Source organism: Nonomuraea sp. NPDC050790, from assembly GCF_044456745.1.
Lineage (GTDB): Bacteria > Actinomycetota > Actinomycetes > Streptosporangiales > Streptosporangiaceae > Nonomuraea.
Window position 1 is genome coordinate 223,166 of the sequence record NZ_JBITGF010000011.1, and the last position, 25,193, is coordinate 248,358.

Below are 25,193 nucleotides of genomic sequence, written 5' to 3' on the forward strand. Positions count from 1 at the left end.
GAATGTCATGGCTTTGATCGGCGTAATCGGCGCGGGCGTCATGGGCGTCGGCGTCGCGCAGAACCTCGCGCAGACCGGGCACGACGTGGTCCTGGTCGACAAGGACGAGCAGATCCTCAAGGAGGCGCTGGAGACCATCTCGCGCAACGCGCGGATGAGCCGCCTCATGGGCGGACCGGCGCTGGACGCCGACGAGATCCTGTCCAGGATCACCACGTCGGTCGGCGTCGGCGGCGCGGCGAAGGCCGAGGTCGTCATCGAGAACGTCACCGAGAACTGGGACGTCAAGCGGGCCGTCCACGAGGAGCTCGACCAGGTCTGCGGGCCCGACACGGTCTTCGTGGTCAACACCTCGGCCATCCCGATCACCAAGATGGCCTCGGTGACCCGGCGCCCCGACAAGGTGGTCGGCGTCCACTTCATGAACCCGGTGCCGGCCAAGCCCGCCTGCGAGCTGATCCCCGGCTTCCACACCTCGGCGGAGACCGTCGAGCGTACGCGCGACCTGCTCAAGGCCATGGGCAAGAAGGCCATCGACGTCAAGGACGCCTGCGGCTTCGTCTCCAACCGGGTCCTCATGCTCACGGTCAACGAGGCGGCGTACCTGGTCCACGAGGGTGTGGCCACCGCCGAGTCCGTCGACGAGGTCTTCCGTAGCTGCTTCGGCCACCCGATGGGCCCGCTGGAGACCGCGGACCTGATCGGCGTCGACACCATCCTCTACTCCGTCGAGGTGCTTTACGAGCACTACGCGGACAGCAAGTACCGGCCGTGCCCCCTGCTCAAGCAGATGACGGACGCCGGGCTGCACGGCCGCAAGTCCGGCCGCGGTTTCTACACCTACAACTGAGAAGGGTTCACCACCATGTCCAACACCGCTCAGGGCCAGATCCTCGACTTCGTCCGTGGCCGCTTCCCGCAGGCCGAGCTCGACGCCTCCCAGGACATCTTCGCGCTCGGCTTCGTCAACTCGCTGTTCGCGATGGAGCTGGTGATGTTCGTCGAGAAGACCTTCGGCGTCACCATCCCCAACGACGAGCTGCGCATCGACAACTTCCGCACCGCCGACTCGATGGCCGAGCTGGTCGACAGGCTGGCGAGAGTGGCGGCGTGACCACGAGCAGGGTCACCGACCGGCGCTCGGCCCGCGAGTTCGTCGACGCGCACATCGTCCCCCACGCCGACGCCTGGGACCTCGACGGCCGCGTGCCCGAGGACCTGATCCGCAAGGCGAGCGAGGCGGGCCTGTGGGCCCCCTTCCTGCCCGAGCAGTACGGCGGCGCCGGCATGGACATGGTGACGCTGGGCGAGGTGCACGAGGAGGTGGGCCGGGGCTGCTCCTCGGTCCGCAGCCTGCTCACCGTGCACACGATGCTGTCGTGGACCGTGCAGCGCTGGGCCACCCCGGCCCAGCGCGAGCAGTGGGGCCCGGCGCTGGCGAGCGGAGCGGCGCTGGGCGCCTTCTGCCTGTCGGAGCCGGGTGCCGGCAGCGACACCTCCGGCATCACCACCACCGCGACGGAGACCGACCGCGGCTGGGTGATCAACGGCACCAAGAAGTGGACGACCGGCGGCCAGCGAGCGGACGTGTTCCTCGTCTTCGCCCGCACCGCCTCCAGCATCGGCGCCTTCCTGGTGCCGAAGGACACCCCCGGCGTCCGGGTGCGCCCGATCGAGGAGATCCTGGGCACCCGGGCGTCCATGCTGGCCGAGATCACCTTCGCGGACGTGGAGGTCGAGCGGGAGGCGCTGCTCGGCCCGAGCGGCTTCACCGCGGGGATGGTGCTCACCGGCACCCTCGACCTGGGCCGCTACAGCGTGGCGGCCGGGTCGGTCGGCATCGTCCAGGGCTGCCTGGAGGCGAGCGCGGCCTACGCCGCCAAGCGCGAGGTCGGCGGCAAGCCGCTGCGCGACCTCCCGCTCATCCAGGCGAAGCTCTCCGACATGGTCACCGACGCGCGGGCGGCCCGGCTGCTGCTGGCCGAGGCCGGCCGGCTGAAGGACGCGGGCGACTCGGCCACGCTCATGGCCACCTGGATCGCCAAGTACTTCGCCTCGACCGCCGCGGCGAAGCACGCCTCGGAGGCGGTCCAGATCCACGGCGCCAACGGGTTCACCCCCGACTACCCGGTGGCGCGCTTCTACAGGGACGCCAAGGTGATGGAGATCATCGAAGGCAGCAACGAGATCCAGCGCATGACCATCGCTGGTCAGGCAGATCGGGAGAAGCCATGACCGTGCAAGAGACCGTCGCACTCCTCCCCGAGAAACCCGTTCAGGGGCGGATCAAGTGCATCGTCTGGGACCTCGACCACACGCTGTGGGACGGGGTCCTGCTGGAGGACGACGAGGTGTACGTCCGCGAGCACGTCGTGGAGGCCATCCACGAGCTCGACCGCAAGGGCGTGCTCCACTCGGTAGCCAGCAAGAACGACCGGGACACCGCGCTGGAGAAGCTGCGCGTGCTCGGCCTGGACAAGATGTTCCTGTTCCCGCAGATCGGCTGGAACGCCAAGTCGGAGTCCATCCAGCGCATCGCCAAGGCGCTCAACCTGGGCCTGGACGCCTTCGCCTTCGTCGACGACCAGCCGTTCGAGCTGGCCGAGGTGGCCCACCAGGTGCCGCAGGTGACCTGCGTGGACATCCTGGAGCTGCACGAGGCGCTGGAGCGGCCGGAGTTCCAGCCGCGCTTCGTCACCGACGAGTCGGCGCTGCGCCGCGAGATGTACCAGGGCCAGATCGCCCGCGACGAGCTGGAGAGCGAGTTCGTCGGCACCAACGAGGAGTTCCTCGCCAGCCTGGAGATGTCGTTCACGATCGCGCCCGCGCTCCGCGACGACCTGCAGCGGGCCGAGGAGCTCACGGTCCGCACCAACCAGCTCAACTCCACCGGCCGCACCTACTCCTACGAGGAGCTCGACGCGCTGCGCGAGTCGCCCGACCACCTGGTCCTGGTGGCCTCGCTGACCGACAAGTTCGGCAGCTACGGCAAGATCGGCCTGGCCCTGGTGGAGAAGGGGGAGGAGGTCTGGCGGCTCAACATGATGCTCATGTCGTGCCGGGTGATGTCGCGCGGCGTCGGCATGGTCCTGCTGAACCACATCATGCGCCTGGCCGCCGAGGCCGGGGTCGCGGTCCGGGCCGACTTCGTGGAGACCGGCCGCAACCGCATGATGCAGGTCACCTACGCTTTCGCCGGGTTCCGGGAGGTGAGCAGGGACGGCGCGCACGTGGTGCTGGAGGCCGACCTGAGCGCGGTCCAGCCGCCGCCGTCGTACGTGCAGCTTGAGATCGTGGAATGAGGCGTCCCCCATGACCGTCAACGACGTGATGAGCACGGACGCGCTCAACCGTTGGCTGCCGTTCCGCACGCAGACCGGCGCCGAGCCCGGCGCGCTCCCGCTGTACTGCCTGCCCCACGCGGGCGGCGCGGCCTCGGCCTTCCGCCTCTGGCAGCGCAAGCTGCCGGGGGTGGCGGTCCAGCCGGTGCAGCCGCCCGGCCGCGAGGCCAGGCACAAGGAGCCGGCCTACGAGCGGATGGGCGCCCTGGTCTCCGACCTCGCGGACGTCGTCCTGGCCGACGTCGAGCTGAACGCCGCGGGGCGCCGCTACGCGCTCTACGGCCACAGCCTCGGCGCGCTCGTGGCGTTCGAGCTGGTGCGGGAGATCCGGCGGCGCGGCGGTCCGGAACCGGTGCACCTGTTCGTCTCCGGCTGCGACGCGCCGCAGGTCACCTACGAGGACGGCCAGCCGGTGCGGACCATGACCAGGCCGCAACTGGTGACGTTCCTGCGCGGGCTCGGCGGCACGCCGGAGTGGCTCCTCAACGACGAGGGCGCCATGGCGATGATCCTGCCGGCGATCCAGGCCGACTTCACGATCAAGGAGACCTACAAGTACGCGCAGGAGCCGCCCCTGGACCTGCCGATCACCGCGCTGCCCAGCACCAGGGACCCGCGCATCGCCGAGTCGAAGGTGATCGGCTGGCGGGACCAGACGGCGGCGGCGTTCGTGCTGCGGCCCTTCGACGGCGGCCACTTCGCCGTCTTCGAGCAGGCCATGCTCACGCACCGCATCCTCGCGGAGGCGCTGCGGCCGTGGGTGTGAGGGTGTGGAAGGTTCACCTCGACCGGCCGGGCATGCCCGGCTGGTCGGCCCTTTCCGAGGCCGAGTGTGAGCGGGCGCTGCGTTTCGCCGACCCGCTCGAACGCCGCCGCTGGGTGGTGGCGCGCTCGACGCTCAAGCAGGTCCTGGGCGAGCTGTGCGGCGTACCGGCCGCGCGGCTCGCCTTCACCACGGAACCCGGCGGCCGCCCCTGCTTGGAGCCCCGCCAGAAGAACGGCCTAGAGCCCGGCCTGAAGCCCGGCCTGGAGCACGGTCTGGACTTCAATCTGTCGCATTCGGGGGAGTGGGCGCTGATCGCGGTCGCGCCCGGGGGCCGGCGGGTGGGCGTCGACGTCGAGCGCATCAGCCCCGACGCCGACATCATGGAGCTGGCCGCGCGCATGTACCAACCGGAGGAAGTCGAGCGTGTCCGCGCCGCGGGCGCGCCCGAGTTCTTCCGGCTGTGGACCGCCAAGGAGGCCTACATCAAGGCCACCGGGGTCGGCCTGGCCGGGCTGCGCGACACCCGGGTCACCCCGGCACGCGAAGGGAGCGCGGCCCTGGTGGGCTCGCGCTCCCTTGACGGCGAGTGGCCGGTGCGGTGGCTGGACGTGGCGCCCGGCTACGCCGCGGCCCTCGTCACGACCACCGCCGCACGGCGGACCGTCACGACCGCTTCGACACCGGCACCACGTACCGGCTGAAGACCAGGTCGCGCAGGACGTCGTCGCCGCCCTCCACGATCGAGACGTAGCGCATGTCGCGCATCAGCTTGCCGATGACCGACTCGTGCGTGTAGCCGAGCCCGCCGAACATCTCCGACGCCGCCGAGGCGATCTGCCAGCCGGTCTGGCCGCAGAACATCTTCGTCGTCAGCGCCTGCTTGAGCGTGCCGACGCGCAGGAACTCCTCGCCGGCGTCCGGCCTGGCCGCGACCTCGTCGTACGCCCGCGCCGCCGCCAGGCACTGGTTGGCCATGACCTCGATCTGCATCTCGAACTGGCCGAGCCTGGCGGCGAAGACCGCGTTGTTGGCCAGCGGGGCGCCCTTGACCTGCTTGGCCTTGCCGTACTCCATGCAGACGTCGCGGATGCGGCGGGCGATGCCGAGCGCCGTGGTGGCGATGAGGATGCGGCTGGCGTTCAGGCCGATCTCCAGCAGGCGCAGGCCGTTGCCGCGCAGCACGTTGGCCGACGGCACGCGCACGTCCGACAGGGAGACCTGGTAGGTGGCCGACGAGCGCAGGCCGATCACGTCCCAGCGCTTGTCGACCTTGACGCCGGGGGTCTCGCGCGGGACCAGGACGGCGAGGTAGCCCGCCGGGTCGTCCTGGGCCCGCGCGACGACCACGAGGAAGTTCGCGAAGCCGGTGTTGGTGGAGAACGCCTTCTCGCCGTCGAGCACGATGTCGTCGCCCTCGCGGCGGGCCGTGGTGGTGATCCTGGCCAGCTCGCTGCCGGCCGCGTGCTCGCTGCCCAGGGTCGCCGCGTAGCCGCCGTTGACCAGCGGCTTCAGGTGGCGTTCCTTCAGTTCGGCGCTGCCGTACCAGGAGACCATGCTCGTCGTCAGGACCGGGATGAAGAGCGTGAAGGCCACCCCCGCGTCGGCGTAGGCCAGCTCGGCGGTGATCCGCACGCTCTCCTCCAGGCCGAGGCCCAGCCCGCCGCTCTCCTCGGGCAGCCACCAGTTCGCCAGGCCGGTCTCCGCGAACCGCTCGTAGAGCGGCAGCGGAGCCTCGGCCAGCGAGTCGAGGTAGGCGTCCTTGCCCAGGAGTTCGCGGCGGGCGAAGGCCTGTACCGTCCGCAGGTACTCAGGCTGCTTCATCCTCGTCCCTCGCGTCGAGAAGGGCGGCGAGCTGGCGGACGGTCGGGCACTCCAGCAGTCCCGTCACCGGGATCGACGCGCTCACGGCCCGGCGGATGCGGGTCGTCAGCTCGATCGCCAGCAGCGAGTGGCCGCCGAGCTCGAAGAAGTTGTCCAGCGCGCCGATCGGCTCGATGCCGAGGACCCGCGACCAGATGTCGGCCAGCGTGGTCTCGGTGCCGGGGGCGGGCTCGACGAAGGGGTTGTTCAGCTCGGGCCGGGGGTGGCGCTCCTGCTCGTCGAAGTCGCCGTCGGTGTCGTGGATGTCGCCGGTGACCCACTGCGCGAGCCGCGTCTCCAGCCAGCCCGTCGAGATGACGAAGTGCCCGGCGCGGTCGGCCGCCGACAGCGTGCGCTCGAAGACGTCCACGCCCTCGGCCGGCGCCATCGCGTAGCCGACCACGGCCTCGCTGTGGCCCTCGACCCGGTCGGGGTCGATCGCCCAGGTGTCCCAGTCGACGGTGACCCACCGGCCCTCGCCCGCGGTCCTGGCCTGCCTGACGTAGGCGTCCAGGGCGGCGTTGGCCGCCGCGTACGGCGCCAGCGTCATGCCGCCCAGCACCGAGGCGATGGACGACAGCGTGATCCGGCGCTCGGGGCAGCGCTCGCCCAGCACCTTCTGCAGCACGTGGAACCCGGTGACCTTGGCGGCCAGGTGGGCGTCGCACTGCTGGCGGTCCATGAGGTGGGCGAAGTTGAAGTACGCGCCGTCCTGCACGCCCGCGCCGTGGACCACGACGTCGATGGTGCCGAAGCGGCTCACCGCGGCCTTGACCACGGCCGCCATCTGCTCCTCGTCGGCCACGTCCGCCGACAGGGGGAGCACGGTGGCGCCCCTCGCCTCCAGGTCGCGGATGTTGCGGATGTGCCGCGAGGTACGGTCCCCGTCGTGCTCGGCCAGGTAGGCGTCCCAGTCCTCGCGCGGCGGCAGCGGGGAGCGGGCGGTCAGCACGAGGCGGCAGCCGTACGTGCTGGCCAGGTGGCGGGAGAGCACGAGGCCCACGTCGCCGAGTCCGCCGGTGATGAGCACCGTGTCGCCGTCGCGGATCGGCCGCGCCTCGCCCTCGGGCTCGTCGATGGGGTGCTGGTCGTAGGAGCGCACGAACGTCTCGCCCGCGCGCACCGCCATCGGCCCCTCGTACTGGGCGACGGAGGCGGCCAGGACCTGTGCGGCCAGCAGGTGCAGCGACTCCTCGGCGACCTCGTCGGCGTCGATGTGCCTGGCCCGCAGCCTGGGGTTCTCCTGGGCCAGGCTCGGGGCGAGCGCCGCGAGCGTGGCGTGCTCGGGGTGGCGCAGGTCGGCGCCGGACACGCCCACTGCCTGTGAGGTCAGCAGCACCAGCTCCGCGCGCGGGGCCGAGCCGGTGTTGTCCACCAGCTCCCTGGCCAGCGCGAGCACGGAGTAGAAGCCGCGGTTCTGCTCGGCGTTGAAGTGCTCGACGGGGTCGCCGCCCGCCTCGGGGCTGGCCAGGCTGAAGCCGTGCACGATGGCGCGGGGCCCGGCCACGAGCGAGTAGATCAGCTCGGCGACGTCGTCGGACTTGTCCACCCGGATGGTGAAGTCGCCGGCGTCGTCCTGCTCGAAGCGTTCGCCGGGCCGTACCGCGGTCACCTCGGCGCCGGCCTGGTTGAGCCGCTCGACGAGCGCCTCGCCGCGCGCGTCCGCGGAGAACACCAGCCACGGCCCCGCCAGCCTGAGCTTCTCGTCCAGGTCGGTGGTGGACAGCGGCCGCTGCTTCCAGGTGGGCAGGTAGGTCCACTGGGAGCGGTCGAAGTTCTTGCCCTCGGCGACCGGCGCCTGCGCCTGGCCGGGCAGCGGCTTGACCCAGAACCTGCGCTTCTGGAACGGGTAGGTCGGCAGGTGCACGCGCCGTCCCTCGCCCTTGTGCAGCGCGGGCCAGTCGACGGTCACGCCGCCCTGCCACAGCCGGGCCAGCGCGGCCAGGATCCACTCCTCGGCGCTCAGGTCGCCGTCGGGCTCGACCACGAGCTCCTCGACGCCGTTGGCCTGCTCCTTGCCGTCGCGCAGGGTGCGGATGCCGAGCGCGGTCAGGCTGTAGGCGAAGGCGGTGAGCGCCGCCTCACGCTCGTTCTCGGCGTCGGCCCCAAGCTCGTCCGGTACGGCCCGCAGCTTCGCCGCCGCCTCCCCGGTCGCCAGCTTGGCCGCGGCGGCACGCAGCTCGGTCCACCAGCTTTCGGGGACCTCGGCGGCCGGCCGTACCAGCTTGACCTTGGCGTGGCGGCGCTGCGTCTTGCCGTCGATCCAGCGCGACGGGTCGGACAGCGCGGCGATCGCGTCGTCGCGGTCGCGGACCACGATCGCCCTGCGCTTGGCGAAGCCGCCGCGCGAGACCTGCAGCGTGTAGGCCACGTCCGCGAGGTCGACGCCGTCGTTGTCCTCCAGGTAGTGGCGCAGCCGGGTGGTCACGTCGGTGAGCGCCTGGTCGTCGCCGCCCGAGTACACCAGCAGGTGCGGGCCCGGCCGGGCCGGCCGCTCCTCGCGGGGCGGCGCCTGCTCCAGGACGACGTGGGCGTTCGTGCCGCCCAGCCCGAAGGAGCTGACGCCGGCCCGCCGCGGGTGCGGTCCCTCCGGCCACGGCTGGTGCTCGGTCAGGACGGTGAAGCGGTCCTGCGCCGAGGCCAGCGCCGGGTTGGGCGTCTGGTAGTTGGGGGTGCCGGGCAGCAGCTCGTTCTTCAGGTTCATGGCCGCCCGCATCAGGCCGGTCACGCCCGAGGCCCGGTCGAGGTGGCCCAGGCTCGGCTTGACCGAGCCCAGCACGCACGGCGTGTCACGGCTCGTACGGAACACGCGGTTCATGGCCGCGAGCTCGATCGAGTCGCCCAGCATCGTGCCGGTCGCGTGGCACTCGACGTAGCCGACCGTCTCCGGCTTGACGCCGGCCACGCCCAGCGCCGACTCGATCACCTCGGCCTGGCCCTCCACGCCCGGCGCGGTGTAGCCGGCCCGCATGCGGCCGTCGTTGTTGGCGGCCGAGCCCAGGATCACCGCGTGGATCACGTCGCCGTCGGCCAGCGCCTCGGACATGCGCTTCAGCGCGACCACGCCGGCGCCGCTGCCCATCACGGTGCCGCCGGCCTCGGCGTCGAAGCTGCGCACGATGCCGTCGGGCGACATGATGCCGCCCTGCTCGTACAGGTAGCCGGAGGGCTGGGGCAGCGGGGTGAAGGCGCCACCGGCCAGCGCGATGTCGCACTCGTAGGTGAGCAGGCTCTGGCAGGCCAGGTGGACGGAGACCAGCGAGGTCGAGCAGAACGTCTGGACGGAGATCGCCGGGCCGCGCAGGCCCAGCTTGTAGGCGACCAGGGAGGCGAGCGAGTCGCGCTCGTTGCCGACCGCCATGAGCAGCGCGCCGCCCGGCTGGTAGATGAGGTGGTTGATGTTCTTGACGATGTAGTCGGGGAAACCGCATCCGCCGAACACGCCCACCTGGCCCGGCACGTCGGTCGGGCAGTAGCCGGCGGCCTCCAGCGCCTCCCACGAGCACTCCAGGAAGAGCCGGTGCTGCGGGTCCATGGACTCCGCCTCGCGCGGGTTGATCCCGAAGACGGAGGCGTCGAACATCGCCAGGTCGTCCACCGGCCCGCCGACGCGGACGTAGCGGGGGTCGGCGAGCGTGCCGGGCTCGGCGCCCGACTCGCTCAGCTCCTCCTCGGTGATCTTCCGCAGGCCCTTGATGCCGGCCAGCAGATTGCTCCACAGCTCATCGACGTCGCTCGCCCCGGGGAACCGCCCGGACATCCCGATCAGCGCGATGGCTGAGTCATAGTCGGTGGTCTCCGTCATACGTTGTTCCTCCCACTCCTGAGCATGTTGCGGCGCTGCGCGATCCTGGAGCGCTGCTGGTCCTTGGCGTCGTCCTGCTCGTCCTCGCCGCTCTCCTGCGCGGTGGCCGCCTCGGCCAGGGAGGCCACGGTGGGCGCCTGGTAGAGGATGTGCGGCGGCAGGTACGACAGCTCCAGCGCCTTCCGGACGTCGGCGATGATCTCCATGCCGAGCAGCGAGTTGCCCCCGAGCTCGAAGAAGTTGTCATGGATGCCGACCTGCTCCAGGCCGAGCGCCTCTTCCCAGACCTCGACGATCTTGGTCTCGGTCTCGCTCTGCGGCTCGACGTAGGCCGTCGACAGGTCCGGCCGAGGGTGCCGGCCGAACGCGTCGCGGATCTTCTTGACCGTCGCCTGGTGGCTCTCGATGGACGAGCGGCGGCTCATCGCCACCAGCGGCGCGAACTCCTGCGTGGAGGCCACCACGTGCCGCTGGCCGCTGGCCAGCACGCGCCGCAGCGTCTTCCAGCCGTCGTCGAACGACAACCCGAACTCGCCTCGGTACCACTCGAAGTACTGCTTGGAGCCCTCGTCGTAGTTCTCCAGGCCGTCGGTCCAGCCGTTCCACTCCCACTCGCACCAGTCGATCGAGGCGAGCGCCACGCCCGGCAGCGCGTCGCTGAAGGCGAAGGAGTCCAGGAACGCGTTGGCCGCGCAGTAGTCCACCTGGCCGGCGCCGCCGCCGGTCGCCGAGGTCGTCGAGGAGAACAGCGCCAGGAAGTCCACCGGCACGTCCTTCAGCACCTCGGCCAGGGCCAGCGTCCCGGCCACCTTGGGCGCGAGCACGCGGTCCATGTCGGCGCCGGTCTTGAACTGCATCAGGCCCACCGCGGGCACACCGGCCGCGTGCAGCACGCCGTTCAGCTCGCCGAAGCGGTCCAGGGTCTCGCGTACGGCCCGCCGTACGTCGTCCAGCTTGGAGACGTCGGCTGCGACGGTGAGCACCTCGATGCCCGCCGCCTGCAGGCGGCGCAGGCCCTCAAGGCGGCGGCGCACCTCGCTCGCGGTGCCCTCCGAGGCCAGGATCTGGTTCCACTGGTCCTGGGGCGGCACCGGGGTACGGCCGAGCAGGACGAGGCGGGCCTGGAAGTCCTCGGCCAGGCGCTCGGCCATGGCCAGGCCGATGCCGCCGAGACCGCCGGTCACGATGTAGACGCCGCCCTGGCGGATCGTCGCCGCGGGCGGCGCCGCCTCGATGTAGGCGGCGTCCAGCGACTCGTAGTCGGGGATCCAGCGCCGGCCGCCACGCAGCGCGACGACCTGGTCGGTCGGCTCGGTGAGCAGCTCGGCGACGACCTCGCGGGCGCTGGCCGCGTCGATGTCGATGAGGCGGGTCTTCACCCTCGGGTACTCGACCGGGATGAGCCTGGCCGGGCCGAGCAGCGTCCCGCGCTCCGGCGTCATGCGGTCACCGGGCAGCACGTGGTGGCTGCCGCTGGTGACGATGTCCAGCCACCAGCCGGGCAGGCCCAGGTCGCCGGCGGCGCGGGCGAAGGCCACGACGGTGTGCAGGCCGCGCCGCAGGCAGTCGTCGATCGGGTCGGGGCCGTGCTCGGCGTTCCACAGGTGCACGACGCGCTCGGGCTGCCAGTCCCGGCTGTTCAGCTCGCGCAGGGCGGACACGGCGTCCTCGGGGGAGCCGGGCCGGACGGTCAGCACGTCGCCGTCGCTGGCATAGTGGTCGCCGGGCCGTACCAGGACGATCTCGCGGCCCTCGGCGCGCAGCCGCGCGGCGAGCGCGTCGGCGACGCCGTCGTCGGTGTAGACGAGCCAGCGGGTGGCCTCGTCGGCGCGGGCGGGACGGTGCGCGGTCTGCTTCCACACCGGGGTGTGGATCCACTCCGTGTCGGGCAGGCGCGGGAACGCCTTGGCGATGCTCGTCGGGTCGCTCTCGTCGAAGAGCGCGGCGCCGCCGCCCCCGCCCATCATGGGCGAGTTGAGGTCGATGTCGAGCCAGTAGTCCTGGCGCTCGAACGGGTAGGTCGGCAGCGGCACGCGGCCGGGCCGCCAGCCCTCGTCGTCGTGCAGCACCTCCCAGTCGACCGGCACGCCGGTCAGCCACAGGCGGCCCAGCGCGGTGGCGAGGGCGGCGCCGGCGTCCTGGCGGTCTCCGGCGGCGGGCAGCGTGGTGACGATCAGCGGCCACTGGTTGCGGTCGCAGGAGGCGTGGCCGCGGGTCAGCGCGCCCAGCGACTGGCCGGGGCCGATCTCGGCGAGGGCCAGCTCGGGGATGCTCAGCACGTGCTCGAGCCCGGCGCCGAACTCCACCGTCTCGCACATGTGGCGGGCCCAGTAGCCCGGGTCGGTGACGACCTCGGCGGTGGCGAGCTCGCCGGTGACGTTGCTGACGTAGGGGATCTGCGGCGCGTTGAGCGTGATGTTGTCGGCGATCCAGGCGGTGAGCTCCTCGGCGACCGGGGCCAGCATCCGGGAGTGGAAGGCGTGGGTGGTCTCCAGCCGCCGATGGCCGATCTTGACCTCCAGCAGCTTCTCCATGGCGGCCTCGACCGCCTCGACCGGTCCGGCCAGCACGACCTGCGAGCCGGTCCTGACCGCCACGTCCAGCTCGTCGGTGAACAGCGAGCCGAGGACCGTCTTCAGCCGCCGCTCGTCGGAGGCGATGGCGAGCATCGCGCCCTCGGGCTGCGAGGTGATCAGCTTGGCCCGGTAGGCGACCAGCTTCAGCGCATCCTCCAGCGACAGCACGCCCGACAGGCACGCGGCCACATACTCGCCCAGGCTATAGCCGACCATGACCTCGGGCCGCACGCCCCAGCGGATGAACTGGCGGGCCAGCGCGTACTCGGCGACGAAGACGGCCGGCTGGACCAGGTGCGCCTCGGTGGCCGAGGCGGGCGCGGGACCGGCGCGGCCCAGCAGCCTCGCCAGGTCGCCGGCGGTGTCCTCGCTCTCGCCTGAGGGGGTCACGAAGATGTCGGAGAGCTGGCCGGGCTCGGTGAGGCCCAGCACCGCCAGGCACTCGTTGACGTCGGCTCGGTAGGCGGGCTCCTCGGCGTACAGGGAGGCGACCATGCCCGGGTACTGCTCGCCGACCCCCGCGATGAGGAAGCCGGCCTTGCGGCCGACCGTCGCGTCGCTACGGCCCAGCGAACCGGCCGGGTCGGCCAGCCGGGAGGCGGCCTCGCCGGTCGAGTCGGCGATGACGATCTTGCGGTGGTTGAAGACCCTGCGGCCCATCTGCAGGGTGTAGGCCACGTCGCCGAGGTCCACGTCGTTCTCACGCAGCCGCTCGGCCAGCCTGGCGCAGGAGTTCTCCGCGGCGGCGGCCGACTTGGCCGAGACCGGCAGGATCTGCCAGCGGCGCGAGCGCTGCCTGCGCGGCGCGGGCACCGGCGCCTCGGTGAGGATGACGTGCGCGTTCGTGCCGCCCATGCCCAGCGAGCTGATGCCGGCGATGCGCCTGCGGTCCGCCTCGCGCGGCCACGGGGTGTTCTCGGCCGTCACGCGGAACGGGCTGTTGTCGAAGTCGATCTCCGGGTTGGGGGAGGTGTAGTGCAGCGTCCCCGGGATGAGCTCGTGGCGCAGCGACTGGATGACCTTGATCAGGCCGGTGACGCCGGAGGCGCGGTCGAGGTGGCCGACGTTCGGCTTGATGGAGCCGAGCACGCAGTACTGCTTCTTCTTCGTCTGGCCGAAGGCCCGCGTGAGCGCGGCGGCCTCCATCGGGTCGCCGACCTCGGTGGCGGTGCCGTGCGCCTCGACGTAGGAGATGTCGTTGGGATCCACGCCCGCCCGCTTCAGGGCGGCCGACACGCAGCGGCGCTGGCCGTCGATGCTCGGGGCCAGGTAGCTGAACTTGATCGCACCGTCGTTGTTGATGGCCGAGCCGCGGATCACCGCCAGCACGGTGTCGCGGTCGCGCACGGCGTCGTCCAGCCGCTTCAGGGCGACCACGGCCGCGCCGTCGCCGAACATGCTGCCGCGGCCCTGCGCGTCGAAGGTGCGCACGTGGCCGTCGGGCGACTCCTGGCCGCCCTCCTCCCACAGGTAGCCCATGCGGTCGGGGATGCGCACCGAGACGCCGCCGGCGATGGCCATGTCGCACTCGCCGCGGCGCAGGCTCTCGCCCGCCAGGTGGACCGCCACGAGGGAGGTCGAGCAGAACGTCTGCACCGACACGCTCGGGCCGTTCAGGTCCAGGCGGAAGGAGACGTTCGTGGCCAGGGAGTCCTTGTCGTTGCCGATCATCAGGGCGGAGGTGTCGATGCCCATGTTGAACGCGCCGAGCCGGGTGAGGAGGTAGCCGCTGATGTTCATGCCGGCGAACACGCCGACGCTGCCCCGGCCGTCGGTGGGGGCGTACCCGGCCGACTCCAGCACCTCCCAGACGCACTCCAGGAAGATGCGCTGCTGCGGGTCGGCCAGCGTCGCCTCGCGCGGGTTGTAACCGAAGAACCCGGCGTCGAACCCGCGGATCTCCTCCAGGATCGGCCGGATGCGCACGTAGTTCGGCTGCTGGAAGGTCGCGGGGCTGACGCCGGACTCGATCAGTTCCTCGTCGGTGAACGTCGTGAACGACTCGGCGCCCGAGCTGATGTTGCGCCAGAACGTCCCCACGTCGGAGGCCCCTGGGAACCGGCCGGCCATGCCGATGATCGCGACGTCGGAGTCGCCCGGTGAGTGGTGCTGGTCCATCAACATGCCCCTCTTCACGGAATTGGCTTGTGCTTCTGGTCGGGCCCTTACATCAACTTGCCGCGGCTCCAGCCGCGGGCCAGCCGCCGGGCGGCGAAGGCGCCGGCCAGCAGGCCGATCGCGAGCAGGACGGAGGCGGGCAGCACCATCGCGGACTCGTTGCCGGCGACCGCGGCCTGCAGCATCGACAGCGCCCAGTACCCGGGGGAGGCGTGGCCGGCGATCTGCGCCCATTCCGGCATGATGCTGAGCGGCACCAGGGCGCCGCCGAGCGAGCTGAGCGTCAGCGCGCCCACGTCGGAGATCACGCTGAGCTCGCCGTGGCTGCGCACCAGCGTGGCCAGCGCGGCGCCGATCGCCAGCAGCGCGAAGGCCCAGATGAGGATCGCCAGCGCCACCCACCAGGGTTCCGCGGGCATCGGCAGGCCGATGGCGAGCACGCCGTAGATCACCAGGATGGTCTGCTGCAGGACCATGACCAGGAAGATCGGGAAGGTCTTGCCGACGAGCAGTTCGACGGCCGGGGCCCTGCTCACCCGCAGCCGGTCCCAGGTGCGCCAGGTGCGCTCCGACAGGATGGAGTTGCCGGCCAGGCCGATCGCGAAGACCGAGAACATCACCATCAGGCCGGTGGCCACCTGGGTGGAGCCGGCGTCCAGCGCCCGGACGTACAGGGGCTTGAGCACCAGCATGAGCACCATCGGCATCGCGATGTAGCTGATGATCTGGCCGGGGTCGCGCAGGCGGACGGTCCAGTTGTGCCGCGCGATGGCGGAGATCCGGTTGAACGTGCCCCCCGCGCGGGGAGCGGCGTCAAGAAGCATCGCGGGCCGCCAGGGAGTGGTAGAGGTCGTCCAGGGACGGGTTGCGCAGGTCGACCGCGCTGACCGGGCGCTCGGCCCGGTTGAGCAGGTCGATGAGCGTGGCCGTGGGCTCCGTGGTGGAGACGCTGATCTCCTCCTCGTTGTCGAGGGTGAGGCGCACCTCGCCGGGCAGGCCCTCGATGAGCTCGTCGTAGGTGCCCCGGGCGATCACGCGGCCGTCGCGGGCGACCGCGATCGTGGCCTGGAGCTCGGTGATCTCCGGGAGGTAGTGGGTGGTGTACACGACCGCCGCGCCCTCGCCGGCGCGCTGCTTGACGACGTCGAGGATCGCCTGCCTGGTCTCCAGGTCGGCGCCGGCCGTCGGCTCGTCCAGCAGCAGCATCCGCGGGCGGTGGATCAACGCGGTCGCGGCCTGGATACGCCGCTGCTGCCCGCCCGAGAGCCGGCCGGTGCGCCGGTCCATGAGGTCGGTGAGGCGGAGCAATACGGCGAGGTCGTCGATGGCGGTGTCCAGCGCCGCGCGCCGCAGTCCGCCGAGCCGGCCGAACAACACCAGGTGCTCGCGGACCGTCACCGTGGGGTACAACGCGATGTGCTGGGGGGCCACACCGACCTGACCGCGCACGGCGGCCGGCGGGAGGCCGTCGATGGTCACGTGGCCGCTGTCCTGACGCAGCAGGTTGGAGACGATCTCGACGAAGGTCGTCTTCCCCGCGCCGTTGTGACCGACCAGGCCGACGATCTCGCCGGACGCGACGCTCAGGGTGAAACCGTCCAATGCGGTGACCGGGCCATAACGCTTGACAAGATCGACTACTTCCAGCAACGCGCACCTCCTCAGGTGCCTTATTGAATGCAGCCCAATAAGCAGTTGAATGCGATTTAATCCGCTGTTGCCGCCACCATAGCTCCATATCACTAAGGTGGCTTATGGCAGGAAGTTCCCCGCCAATAGCGGACATCAGGGCAGGTGGGCCCGGCTACTGACCACTAGTTACCGCAATTTCTGGCCAGTGCGGACTTTGTCGTGATGTGCTTAGTCTTAATGGCATGCATGCGGGAAACCTGATCGCTTCCGGCCGTGACTGCCACATCCTGGCCTCCGGCTCCGGCAAGGTCATCCGGCGTGCCCGCGACGGCCGCAGCCTGGAGCGCGAGGCGTCGATCATGCGGCACGCGCGACGGCACGGCTTCCCCGCTCCCGAGGTGTACGACGCCGACGGCCCCGACATCCTCATGGAGCACCTCGACGGGGTGAGCGTGGCCGACGACGCCCGCGCTCACCCGAACCACCTGCCCGCCCACGGCCGCCTGCTCGCCGGCCTGCTCGCCAGGCTCGGCTCGATCCGCGCCCCCGGCTGGCTGCCCGCCGCCGACGGCTGCCCCGGCAACCGCCTGCTCCACCTGGACCTGCACCCGGCCAACGTGCTGCTGACCGCCGACGGGCCCACGGTCATCGACTGGGCCGACGCCGCCAGAGGCGCCGCCGCCGCCGACGTCGCCTCGACCTGGATCGTGCTGGCCTCGGCTCCCCTGGACCCGGCGCTGGAAGACCTGCGTCCCGACATCCTGGACGCCTTCCTGGACGACGTCGACACCGACGCCGCCCGCCGCTACCTGCCGGTCCTGGGCTCGCGCCGGCGCGACCACGAGCACACCGGCGAGGCCGAACGCGCCAGGATCACCGCCCTGCTGACCCTTTAGCCTGGGTGGATGCGTACCTGGGTCACGGAGCGGTTCGGGCTGGAGGTGCCCCTGGTCGGGGCGCCCATGGCGGGGGCGGGTGGCGGACGGCTGGCCGGGGCCGTCTCACGGGCCGGCGCCCTGGGGATGTTCGGGGTGGGCCCCGCCGACTCACCGGAGTGGATCGCGGAGCAGGCGGGCATCGCGGGAGCGGGCGGCCTGCCGTTCGGGATCGGGCTGATGGCCTGGACGCTCCCCGGCAACCCGGCGCAGGTCGAGGCGGTGATCGCGGCGCGGCCCAGCCTGGTCTCGGTGAGCTTCGGGGACTACGCGCCCTACGTGGAGCGGCTGCGGGCGGCGGGCATCGTCGTCGTCACCCAGGCAGGCACGACCCGGGAGGCGGTCGAGGCCGAGCGGGCCGGGGTGGACGCGGTCGTGGCGCGCGGCGGGGAGGGCGGCGGGCACGGCAGGGACGACGTCGCCACGCTGCCGCTGCTGCAGAGCGTGCTGGCCGCGGTCGGCGTGCCCGTGCTGGCCGCGGGCGGGATCGCGGGCGCGCGGGGCCTCGCGGCGGTGCTCGCCGCGGGCGCCGAGGGCGCCTGGGCGGGGACGGCGTTCCTGGCCTGTACGGAGGCGCAGGGGACCGGCCAGGCCAAGCGCCGCATCCTGGAGGCGGGCGAGGAGGACACCGCCTACGGGCGGGTGTTCGACGTGGCCCAGCGCCTGTCCTGGCCCTGGGAGTACGGCGGCCGCGCCCTCCGCAACCGCTTCTTCGACACCTGGCACGGCAGGGAGGACGAGCTGGCCCGGGACGAGCAGGCGGCGGCGCGGCTCCGGGAGGCCCGCGCCGCGGGCGACTACGACACCGCCTACATCTACGCCGGCCAGGCGGCGGGCATGGTGCGCGAGGAGCGCCCGGCCGCCGCCGTCGTGGCCGACTTCGCCGGGGCCGAGGCGCTCCTGCGCCGCTGGTCATGACCGGCAGACCGCCCCGGGCGGGGGCAGCTTCAGCCAGGTCAGGTACCTGTTGACGTGCCCGATGACGCAGGGCTCCGCGCTGAGGTAGAGGCCGTGCCCGTGGCCGTCGAAGCGGATCGTCGCGGAGCCGGGCACCTGCCGGACCAGTTCGTCCACGTCGGGCTCGGTCCAGCTCGCCGCCCCGAGCAGCGGCGGCAGCCCCTCGGACGGCAGCGGCCTGGGCGGGTTCGTGGCCGGCACCGGCCAGCCGGGGCAGGCCAGGCCGTGCCAGAGCTGGTGCTGCGGGTAGCCGGGCGCCATCCGCTCGTTGCGGCTCCTGGCTGCGGTGAAGTCGGCGTAGTCGCGGAAGCCGATGCCGTCGAGGCAGTGGGTCATGTTCATGCCGACCGGCGACGGCGGCTTCAGGCTGCCAGTGCCCGCCTTGACGTAGTCGGCGAAGCCTGAGGCGTCGCCCGCCCTGGCCAGCTTGATGGCCTTGGCCAGCTCCTTCCAGCGGAAGTCGTCCTCGCCGGGGGAGATGAAGTGCGGACCGGCGGCGATCTGGACGTCGAAGCCGTCGTAGGTGACCTGCCGCCCCCTGACCGGGATGCGCGCCGTCACCGAGGTCACCTCCCGCCATACCCTGAGCACGTCCTGGCCCCGCAGGACGCACTCGGCGCTGCCCGCGCACCACGCGGCGAACCTGGCCAACTGCCCTTCCATCACCTGGTGGCGCAGGCGACGCTCGTTCAGCAGGTTGACCGAGCCGTCCATGACCATCGCGCGCACCCTCGCGGGGAACAGGCGGGCGTAGTTCGTGGCGGTGACCCCGCCGTAGGAGGTGGCGAGGAAGCTGAGCCGGTCCTCGCCGAGCGCGATCCTGATCGCCTCGACGTCCCTGGCCACGGAGGCCGAGTCGAGGTTGGCGAACAGCTCGGGGTCCTTGGCGCGGCATTCGTCGGCCGCCGCCCGGTTGACCGCGGCCTGGCGGCGGAAGTCCGCCTCGTTCGCGGGCAGCCGGATCCAGGGGCCTCCCAGCAGGCAGTCAAGGGAGAAGACGCCCAGGTCGAGGCCGTTGCGCGGGGTGAAGCTGACCACGTCGAAGCGCTGACGGAGCTGGGCGAAGGCTCCGCCCTTCTTCTCCAGGTCCTCGATGCCCGAGCCGCCTGGGCCGCCGGGCAGGGCGAAGACGGTGCCGATCCTGCGGTGGGCGCCGGTGGCGGGCAGGCGTACGAGAGGCAGGGTGATCTTCCGCCCGCTGGGCCGGTCCCAGTCGACGGGCACCTGGACGGAGCCGCACTCCAGCTCCTTCTGGCACGGCTTCCACGCGAAGGCCGACGCCTGCGCGGGCTGCGTCACCACGACCGTGGCCAGGAGCACGCCGGTGCAGGCCAGACCGGCGATCAGCGGATGCGCCCGGCGGCCCCTGAGCGCGATCGCGACCGCGCCCGCGCTCAGCGCCGCGACCGGGTAGGCCAGCAGCAGCGCCAGCGCCGAGGCCGGAGGCAGCAGCCCGTCGCCCACCAGGCGGTCGAGCATGACCGAGCCGATCCGCGCGTTCCACGGCCGAGGCATGGCGGCGGCGGCCGTCGGCAGCACGAGCACGATCATGATCAGGATGACGAGCGTCCCGGCGGTGGAGCGCACCAGCGCGCCCAGGCCGAGCCCCACCAGCGTCACCAGGCCGATGGCCACGCCCGACAGCAGCACGCCGCGCAGCGCCGCGGGCTCCGACAGCGGCGTGCCCAGCGTCTGCCCGTCGAGCAGCACGTGCCCGGCGTGCTCGCCCAGCACCGCCATCGCGCCGTAGTGCATGCAGAACGCCAGTGCCGGCCCGGCCGTCAGACCCACCCCGAGCAGCACCGGGACCTTGGCCAGCAGCAGCACGTGCCGCTTCGGCACCACCGCCAGGCTCGTCCGTATCTGCCCCGTGGCGTACTCGGCCGTCACCGACAGCGCCCCCAGCACGCCCATGACGAACAACGCCACCGGCAGCCCCGGCCCCAGCCCGTCGCCGACGCTGGTGAACCGCATCCGCTCCGCCGCGTCCTGCCCGGCGAAGCCGCGTACCACCATGGCCGCCACACCGACGCTGACCAGCACCGACAGCAGCGAGGCCGCCAGCAGCCAGAGGTTGGAGCGCAGCGTGCGGAACTTCAGCCACTCCGCCGCGATCGCGTCGCCGATCATGCCCGTCCTCCCGCCGCGAACTCCACGCTCGCCTCCGTCAGCTCCATGTAGCCGTCCTCCAGCGACCCGTACCGGTCGACCAGATCCGCCATCGAGGTGTCGGCGAGCAGCCGCCCCCGCCCGATCAGCACCACGTGGCCCGCGGTGCGCTCCATCTCGCCCATCAGATGGCTGGAGACCAGCACCGTCCGCCCCTCACCGGCCAGCGAGCGCAGCAGCCCGCGGATCCACCGGATCCCCTCCGGGTCCAGCCCGTTGACCGGCTCGTCGAACATCAGCACCCCCGGATCGCCCAGCAGCGCCACCGCGATGCCCAGCCGCTGCCGCATGCCGAGCGAGAACCCGCCGACCCGGCGCCCCGCCACCGCCGACAGGCCCACCAGCTCCAGCACCTCCGCCACCCGCCGGGCGCCGATGCCGTTGCCGCGCGCCACGCACGCCACGTGCGCGCGCGCCGTGCGCCCGCCGTGCACGGCGCCCGCGTCCAGCAGCGCGCCGACCTGCTCCAAAGGCCTTCCGAGCGAGCCGTACGGCCGGCCGTCCACCAGCGCGATGCCCGCGTGCGGGGCTTCGAGGCCGACGACCGCGCGCATCGTGGACGACTTCCCCGCGCCGTTCGGCCCCAGGAAGCCGGTCACCTGGCCGGGTTTCACGGAGAAGGTCAGGTCGTCCACCGCGACGGCGGCGCCGTACTTGATGGTGAGCCCGTGTATCTCGATCACCCGTCCAGGCTCGCGCCGCGCCCGCGTCCGGGCCATGGGCGCACTCCCCCTCCTGGGGTAGGTCTAGGCCTACCGACGCACGGGCGGGGAGAAGGCAGACTTCAGGGGTGGAGCGGAAACGGCGGGGCTGGGTGGTCCAGGCGGTCGCCAACGTGGTCACCGGGGTGGCGGCGCTGGGGCTGCTGGTCGCGCTGCCGTTCGCGCCGCGCCCGATCCTGCGGGCGGCGCGCAGGATCGGCAAGGTGACCGAGCCTGACCCCGGCGACCTGCGCGTCATCGCCTGGCTGGCCGCTCACGGCGTGGTCGGGCCCGGCAGCGCCCTCGTGGTCTGGGCGATGCTGTCCATGCTTGAGGTCATCATGTTCGACACGACCGTCGTGTATCCGTCGCCCGACCTGACGGTCGCGTTCTCGCTGGCGATGGCGGCGATCGTCATCGTGAGCGCGCTGAGCGCCTACACCTCCGTCCGCGTCCAGGACCATCTCGCCAAGACGCTGCTCGGCGAGAGCTACGAGGCGCGGCGCATCAGGGAGCTGACCGCCTCCCGCGCCGCCGCCGTCGACGCGCAGGCCGCCGAGCTGCGCAGGATCGAACGCGACCTGCACGACGGCGCCCAGGCCAGGCTCATCTCCATGCGCATGAACCTCGGCCTGGCCAGAAAGAGCACCGACCCCGCCCAGACCCGCGAACTCGTCGAGGAAGCCTGGCGCTCGGCCGCCCAGGCCCTCGACGACCTGCGCGGCCTGGTGCGCGGCATCCACCCGCCGGTGCTCGCCGACCGCGGCCTCACCGGGGCGATCCAGGCCGCCGCGCTGCTCTGCCCGATCCCGGTCGAGCTCGACCTCGACCTGCCCGGCCGTCCCGCCGCGCCGGTGGAGTCCGCGCTGTACTTCGCCACCGCCGAGGCCCTCTCCAACGTGGCCGCCCACAGCGGGGCCACCCACGCCTGGGTACGGCTGCGCCACGCCGCCGGCCGGATCCGGCTCACCGTCGGCGACGACGGCCGAGGCGGTGCCGACCCCGGGACCGGGACCGGCCTGCTCGGCATCCAACGCCGCCTGTCCGCCTTCGACGGAACCCTCACCGTCACCAGCCCCGCCGGTGGGCCGACCGAACTGACCATGGAGCTGCCGTGCGCGTCGTCATCGCCGAAGATCTCGCCCTCCTCAGGGACGGCCTGATCCGGCTGCTGTCCACGCACGGCTTCGAGGTGGTCGAGGCGGTCGACAACGGCCCGATGCTGCTGGCCGCCCTGCTCAGACACCGCCCCGACGTGGCCGTCATCGACGTACGGCTGCCGCCCACCCAGACCGACGAGGGCCTGCGCGTCGCCCTGGAGGCCCGCCGCCGGGTGCCGGGGCTGCCGGTGCTGATCCTGTCGCAGTACGTGGAGCAGCTCTACGCCCACGAACTGCTGTCCGACCGCTCCGGTGGCGTGGGCTACCTGCTGAAGGACCGGGTCGGCGACGTGGAGCAGTTCGTCGACTCCGTGCGTACCGTCGCCGCCGGGGGCACCGCCATGGACGCCGAGGTCATCGCCCAGTTGCTCACCCGGCGCAGGCAGGACGAGCCGCTGGGCGAGCTGACGCCGCGCGAGCGGGAGGTGCTGGGCCTGATGGCCGAGGGGCTGTCCAACCACGCCATCGCCGCCCGGCTGGTGGTCACGGAGAAGGCGATCGGCAAGCACACCTCCAGCATCTTCGCCAAGCTCGGGCTGCCGCCCTCCGACGACCAGAACCGCCGGGTGCTGGCGGTTCTGGCCTACCTGGAGTCCTGACGTACTCAGGCCAGGGCCCTGCGGTGCAGGGCGGTCAGGCCGGCGGCGGCGAGCGCGGCCGTCAGCGCGGTCATGACCAGGAGCGGAACGGCGCTGAACGCCTCACCGGACAGGACCATCGGCAGGTTGGGGAAGGGCACGAAGTACTTGGCGACCCAGTAGTCGATGCCGACGATCGGGCCGAGCACCTCGCCGAACAGGTTGACGAACAGGAACGCGGCCCAGCTCACGGCGGCGGCGGCCTTGGGCAGCATCCCTAAGGCCAGCACGCCCACCCCGGCCAGCACCCAGACGGCCGGAACCTGCACCAGCGTGCCGGGCAGCACCGCCAGCGGGTCGCCCGCGGCCAGGCCCATCGCCAGGCCCGCCAGACCGAGGATGACGACCGGCCCGGCCAGCGCGAAGACCAGGTGGCTCCAGGCCCAGCGCAGCCGGCTCACGGGGTGGGCCAGCAGCAGCTCGGCGCGGCCCGAATCCTCCTCGGCGCGCAGGCGCAGCAGGGCGAGCAGCGGGTAGAGGGCGGCGACGTAGCCGAGGGAGAGGCTGATCAGCCACAGGTACGCGTCGGTCATTCCGGCCTCGGGAGAGGCGGTGTAGCGGCGCAGGAACTCCTCGACCGAGGCGCCCTGCCGGGAGACCTCGGGGATCGACCTGGCCAGCGCGCCGAGCACCAGCCCCGCGACGGCGTAGCCGACGCTCCAGCCGGTCAGCAGTCCCCGCTGCAGCCGCCAGGCAAGGGCCAGCGGTGATGACAGCCGGCGCGCGTGGGCGGGCCCAGGGCGCTGGGCGAGGATGCCGTGGCCGAGGTCGCGGCGGGCATTGAGCAGGTACGCGCCGGTCACGGCGGCCAGCGTCAGGGCCAGGCTCGGCAGGAGCGCGGCGAGGTTGTCGGCCGCGTACGGCTCCACCAGGTGTGACCAGCCCTGCGGCGAGGCCCACTTCACCGCCGTGCCCGCGCCGCCGTCGGCGACGAAGCGCAGCAGGTACGACAGCCCGAGCCCCAGCGCCGCCAGGCCGATCGCGGCCCTGGCGCCCTCGGTGAGCTGCGCGGCCAGCGCGCCGAGACCGGTGAAGACCAGGCCGACGCCGGTGATGGCGGCGCCGAAGGCGATCGAGCCGGCGACGTCGAAACCGAGCTTGGCCATGGAGAACGCGGTGACGATCCCGGCCAGCAGCATCGAGGTCGCGGTGACGGCGAGCGCCGCCGTGAGCGGGGCCAGCCGGCCGACCACCCCCGCGCCGACCAGCTCCGCCCGGCCGGACTCCTCCTCGCCCCTGGTGTGCCTGACCACGGTGAGGATCGCGATCAGGGCGATGATCGTGTAGATGGCGTCGGCGTTCTTCCACACGGCCATGCCGGCGATCGTGGGGGAGTAGACCTGGCCGGCGAAGGCGGTGAGCGCCTTGTTGGCGGTCATCTCGCGGGCGAAGTCGGCTATGGACTGGGCGGTGGGGAAGCTTTGGGCGTACCGGTTGGCCTGGCCGGCGGCGAGGACGGCGAGCAGCACGATCCAGGCGGGGGCGATGAGGCGTTCGCGGCGGAGGACGAGCTTGATGAGAGTCCAGGTGCCGTGCATGGTCAGTTGCTCTTCTCGGGCGCGTAGTGGCGCAGGAACAGGTTTTCAAGGGACGGCGGGGTGCTGGTCAGGCTGACGATGCCGGATTGGGCGAGGGCCAGCATGGTCTTGTCGAGGTCGTGGTCGTCGACCTGGAAGCTGATGTGCCGGCCGTTGGTGGTGAGGTGGTGGGCGGCAGGCAGATCCGGGACCTTGCCCGAGATTTCGGCGGAGACATGGGTCATGAGGAGGTGGCGGAGTTCGGGCAGAGTCCCCGATTCGACGGTGCGCCCCGAGCGGATGATGCTCACCCGGTCACACAGCGCCTCCACCTCCGACAGGATGTGCGACGACAGCAGCACGGTGCGCCCCAGCGCTTTCTGCTCAGCCACGCACTGCTGGAAGACAGCCTCCATCAAGGGGTCCAGACCGGAGGTGGGCTCATCCAGAATGAGCAGCTCGGCATCCGAGGCGAAGGCCGCCACCAGCGCGACCTTCTGCCGGTTCCCCTTGGAGTAGGTCCTGGCCTTCTTGCGCGGATCAAGCTCGAACCGTTCGAGCAGCTCGTCCCGCCGCCGGCGATCTAGCCCCCCGCGGAGCCGTCCGAGCAGATCGATCACCTCGCCACCGGTGAGCGAGGGCCAGAGATCGACATCACCCGGCACGTAGGCCAGCCGCCGATGCAGTCGGGCCGCGTCCTTCCAGGGATCGCCCCCCAGCAACCGCACGGACCCGGAATCGCCCCGCATGAGCCCGAGCAGGATCCTGATGGTGGTCGACTTGCCTGCGCCATTGGGCCCGAGAAACCCGTGCACCTCACCGACCCGCACGGTCAGGTCGAGCGCGTCGAGCGCGTGCGCCTTGCCGAAGCTCTTGTGAAGCCCTTGGACGGCTATCGCGGTGTTCATGTCGCTCCTCGAAGCGGGAATCCTTGCCGCTCAAACGCTAGATTTCACGCCCACCCAGCGGTATCGGACATCCGCCCTATGTACGGCCGTCAGGCAAGGTGCCCCGCTTC

General features: G+C 71.9%; 19 protein-coding genes. 10 read left to right on the plus strand and 9 right to left on the minus strand.

The window, feature by feature from the left end; all coding sequences use genetic code 11:
* The first annotated feature begins 7 nt into the window (after positions 1 to 7).
* Genes ACIBEJ_RS43505 through ACIBEJ_RS43530 form a run of 6 tightly spaced genes read left to right on the plus strand, consistent with a single transcriptional unit; the run spans position 8 to position 4,808 of the window.
* Positions 8 to 850 (plus strand): 3-hydroxyacyl-CoA dehydrogenase family protein, encoded by an 843-nt coding sequence (locus ACIBEJ_RS43505; protein WP_397188830.1) that lies wholly within the window; start codon positions 8 to 10, stop codon positions 848 to 850.
* A gap of 15 nt (positions 851 to 865) precedes the next feature.
* A complete protein-coding gene (locus tag ACIBEJ_RS43510) occupies positions 866 to 1,114 on the plus strand; it encodes an acyl carrier protein (protein ID WP_397188831.1) in 249 nt (82 codons plus the stop codon).
* Positions 1,111 to 2,235: an acyl-CoA dehydrogenase family protein gene (locus tag ACIBEJ_RS43515; protein WP_397188832.1), complete on the plus strand. Its 1,125-nt coding sequence runs from the start codon at positions 1,111 to 1,113 to the stop codon at positions 2,233 to 2,235. Before ACIBEJ_RS43510 ends, ACIBEJ_RS43515 begins: the two co-directional genes overlap by 4 nt.
* Positions 2,232 to 3,302 (plus strand): HAD-IIIC family phosphatase, encoded by a 1,071-nt coding sequence (locus ACIBEJ_RS43520; RefSeq protein ID WP_397188833.1) that lies wholly within the window; start codon positions 2,232 to 2,234, stop codon positions 3,300 to 3,302. The genes ACIBEJ_RS43515 and ACIBEJ_RS43520 overlap by 4 nt, the downstream gene beginning before the upstream one ends.
* A gap of 10 nt (positions 3,303 to 3,312) precedes the next feature.
* Positions 3,313 to 4,107 carry a thioesterase II family protein gene (locus ACIBEJ_RS43525; RefSeq protein WP_397188834.1) on the plus strand — a complete coding sequence of 265 codons (795 nt, stop codon included), beginning with the start codon at positions 3,313 to 3,315 and terminating at the stop codon, positions 4,105 to 4,107.
* A 2-nt stretch (positions 4,108 to 4,109) separates the two neighbouring features.
* Complete coding sequence (locus ACIBEJ_RS43530) at positions 4,110 to 4,808, plus strand: 4'-phosphopantetheinyl transferase family protein (protein ID WP_397188835.1); 699 nt, start codon at positions 4,110 to 4,112, stop codon at positions 4,806 to 4,808.
* Here ACIBEJ_RS43530 and ACIBEJ_RS43535 read toward each other — a convergent pair.
* The 5 genes from ACIBEJ_RS43535 to ACIBEJ_RS43555 are packed head-to-tail and all read right to left on the minus strand — an operon-like array spanning position 4,771 to position 16,116.
* Positions 4,771 to 5,928, minus strand: a complete 1,158-nt coding sequence (locus tag ACIBEJ_RS43535) for an acyl-CoA dehydrogenase family protein (RefSeq protein WP_397188836.1) — start codon at positions 5,926 to 5,928, stop codon at positions 4,771 to 4,773. The two genes, ACIBEJ_RS43530 and ACIBEJ_RS43535, sit on opposite strands and share 38 nt — an antisense overlap.
* Complete coding sequence (locus ACIBEJ_RS43540; RefSeq protein ID WP_397188837.1) at positions 5,915 to 9,772, minus strand: SDR family NAD(P)-dependent oxidoreductase; 3,858 nt, start codon at positions 9,770 to 9,772, stop codon at positions 5,915 to 5,917. Before ACIBEJ_RS43540 ends, ACIBEJ_RS43535 begins: the two co-directional genes overlap by 14 nt.
* Positions 9,769 to 14,472 (minus strand): beta-ketoacyl synthase N-terminal-like domain-containing protein, encoded by a 4,704-nt coding sequence (locus ACIBEJ_RS43545; RefSeq protein ID WP_397188838.1) that lies wholly within the window; start codon positions 14,470 to 14,472, stop codon positions 9,769 to 9,771. The genes ACIBEJ_RS43540 and ACIBEJ_RS43545 overlap by 4 nt, the downstream gene beginning before the upstream one ends.
* A 41-nt stretch (positions 14,473 to 14,513) precedes the next feature.
* Positions 14,514 to 15,290 carry an ABC transporter permease gene (locus tag ACIBEJ_RS43550; RefSeq protein WP_397188839.1) on the minus strand — a complete coding sequence of 259 codons (777 nt, stop codon included), beginning with the start codon at positions 15,288 to 15,290 and terminating at the stop codon, positions 14,514 to 14,516.
* The gene (locus ACIBEJ_RS43555; RefSeq protein WP_397188840.1) at positions 15,280 to 16,116 is read right to left on the minus strand and encodes an ABC transporter ATP-binding protein; all 837 of its coding nucleotides are present in this window, start codon (positions 16,114 to 16,116) and stop codon (positions 15,280 to 15,282) included. The genes ACIBEJ_RS43550 and ACIBEJ_RS43555 overlap by 11 nt, the downstream gene beginning before the upstream one ends.
* A gap of 224 nt (positions 16,117 to 16,340) precedes the next feature.
* Here ACIBEJ_RS43555 and ACIBEJ_RS43560 point away from each other — a divergent pair, with 224 nt between their 5' ends.
* A complete protein-coding gene (locus ACIBEJ_RS43560) occupies positions 16,341 to 16,994 on the plus strand; it encodes a phosphotransferase (RefSeq protein WP_397188841.1) in 654 nt (217 codons plus the stop codon).
* Positions 16,995 to 17,003: 9 nt separating this feature from the next.
* Positions 17,004 to 17,951, plus strand: coding sequence for an NAD(P)H-dependent flavin oxidoreductase (locus ACIBEJ_RS43565; protein ID WP_397188842.1), 948 nt, complete (start codon positions 17,004 to 17,006; stop codon positions 17,949 to 17,951).
* On the opposite strand, the gene ACIBEJ_RS43570 is transcribed toward ACIBEJ_RS43565, so the two are convergent.
* Both ACIBEJ_RS43570 and ACIBEJ_RS43575 read right to left on the minus strand, forming a co-directional pair.
* A complete protein-coding gene (locus tag ACIBEJ_RS43570; protein WP_397188843.1) occupies positions 17,946 to 20,120 on the minus strand; it encodes an alpha/beta fold hydrolase in 2,175 nt (724 codons plus the stop codon). The two genes, ACIBEJ_RS43565 and ACIBEJ_RS43570, sit on opposite strands and share 6 nt — an antisense overlap.
* Positions 20,117 to 20,842 (minus strand): ABC transporter ATP-binding protein, encoded by a 726-nt coding sequence (locus ACIBEJ_RS43575; RefSeq protein ID WP_397188844.1) that lies wholly within the window; start codon positions 20,840 to 20,842, stop codon positions 20,117 to 20,119. The genes ACIBEJ_RS43570 and ACIBEJ_RS43575 overlap by 4 nt, the downstream gene beginning before the upstream one ends.
* Positions 20,843 to 20,949: 107 nt before the next feature.
* Between ACIBEJ_RS43575 and ACIBEJ_RS43580 the strand changes: the two genes are divergently transcribed.
* Both ACIBEJ_RS43580 and ACIBEJ_RS43585 read left to right on the plus strand, forming a co-directional pair.
* Complete coding sequence (locus tag ACIBEJ_RS43580) at positions 20,950 to 22,023, plus strand: sensor histidine kinase (RefSeq protein WP_397188845.1); 1,074 nt, start codon at positions 20,950 to 20,952, stop codon at positions 22,021 to 22,023.
* Positions 21,975 to 22,619, plus strand: coding sequence for a response regulator (locus ACIBEJ_RS43585; RefSeq protein ID WP_397188846.1), 645 nt, complete (start codon positions 21,975 to 21,977; stop codon positions 22,617 to 22,619). Before ACIBEJ_RS43580 ends, ACIBEJ_RS43585 begins: the two co-directional genes overlap by 49 nt.
* A gap of 5 nt (positions 22,620 to 22,624) precedes the next feature.
* Here ACIBEJ_RS43585 and ACIBEJ_RS43590 read toward each other — a convergent pair whose 3' ends face one another.
* Positions 22,625 to 24,196, minus strand: a complete 1,572-nt coding sequence (locus ACIBEJ_RS43590; protein WP_397188847.1) for an ABC transporter permease — start codon at positions 24,194 to 24,196, stop codon at positions 22,625 to 22,627.
* Positions 24,197 to 24,198: 2 nt separating this feature from the next.
* Entirely contained in the window at positions 24,199 to 25,083 is an 885-nt protein-coding gene (locus ACIBEJ_RS43595; protein ID WP_397188848.1) for an ATP-binding cassette domain-containing protein, read from the minus strand.
* Positions 25,084 to 25,193: the final 110 nt, after the last annotated feature.

Excerpts from the sequence above, each read along its gene's own strand:
- ACIBEJ_RS43505 (WP_397188830.1), top strand. The coding sequence starts at position 8 with ATGGCTTTGATCGGCGTAATCGGCGCGGGCGTCATGGGCGTCGGCGTC.
- ACIBEJ_RS43510 (WP_397188831.1), top strand. The coding sequence starts at position 866 with ATGTCCAACACCGCTCAGGGCCAGATCCTCGACTTCGTCCGTGGCCGC.
- ACIBEJ_RS43520 (WP_397188833.1), top strand. The coding sequence starts at position 2,232 with ATGACCGTGCAAGAGACCGTCGCACTCCTCCCCGAGAAACCCGTTCAG.
- ACIBEJ_RS43525 (WP_397188834.1), top strand. The coding sequence starts at position 3,313 with ATGACCGTCAACGACGTGATGAGCACGGACGCGCTCAACCGTTGGCTG.
- ACIBEJ_RS43535 (WP_397188836.1), bottom strand. The coding sequence starts at position 5,928 with ATGAAGCAGCCTGAGTACCTGCGGACGGTACAGGCCTTCGCCCGCCGC.
- ACIBEJ_RS43540 (WP_397188837.1), bottom strand. The coding sequence starts at position 9,772 with ATGACGGAGACCACCGACTATGACTCAGCCATCGCGCTGATCGGGATG.
- ACIBEJ_RS43545 (WP_397188838.1), bottom strand. The coding sequence starts at position 14,472 with ATGTTGATGGACCAGCACCACTCACCGGGCGACTCCGACGTCGCGATC.
- ACIBEJ_RS43550 (WP_397188839.1), bottom strand. The coding sequence starts at position 15,290 with ATGCTTCTTGACGCCGCTCCCCGCGCGGGGGGCACGTTCAACCGGATC.
- ACIBEJ_RS43560 (WP_397188841.1), top strand. The coding sequence starts at position 16,341 with ATGCATGCGGGAAACCTGATCGCTTCCGGCCGTGACTGCCACATCCTG.
- ACIBEJ_RS43565 (WP_397188842.1), top strand. The coding sequence starts at position 17,004 with ATGCGTACCTGGGTCACGGAGCGGTTCGGGCTGGAGGTGCCCCTGGTC.
- ACIBEJ_RS43570 (WP_397188843.1), bottom strand. The coding sequence starts at position 20,120 with ATGATCGGCGACGCGATCGCGGCGGAGTGGCTGAAGTTCCGCACGCTG.
- ACIBEJ_RS43590 (WP_397188847.1), bottom strand. The coding sequence starts at position 24,196 with ATGCACGGCACCTGGACTCTCATCAAGCTCGTCCTCCGCCGCGAACGC.
- ACIBEJ_RS43595 (WP_397188848.1), bottom strand. The coding sequence starts at position 25,083 with ATGAACACCGCGATAGCCGTCCAAGGGCTTCACAAGAGCTTCGGCAAG.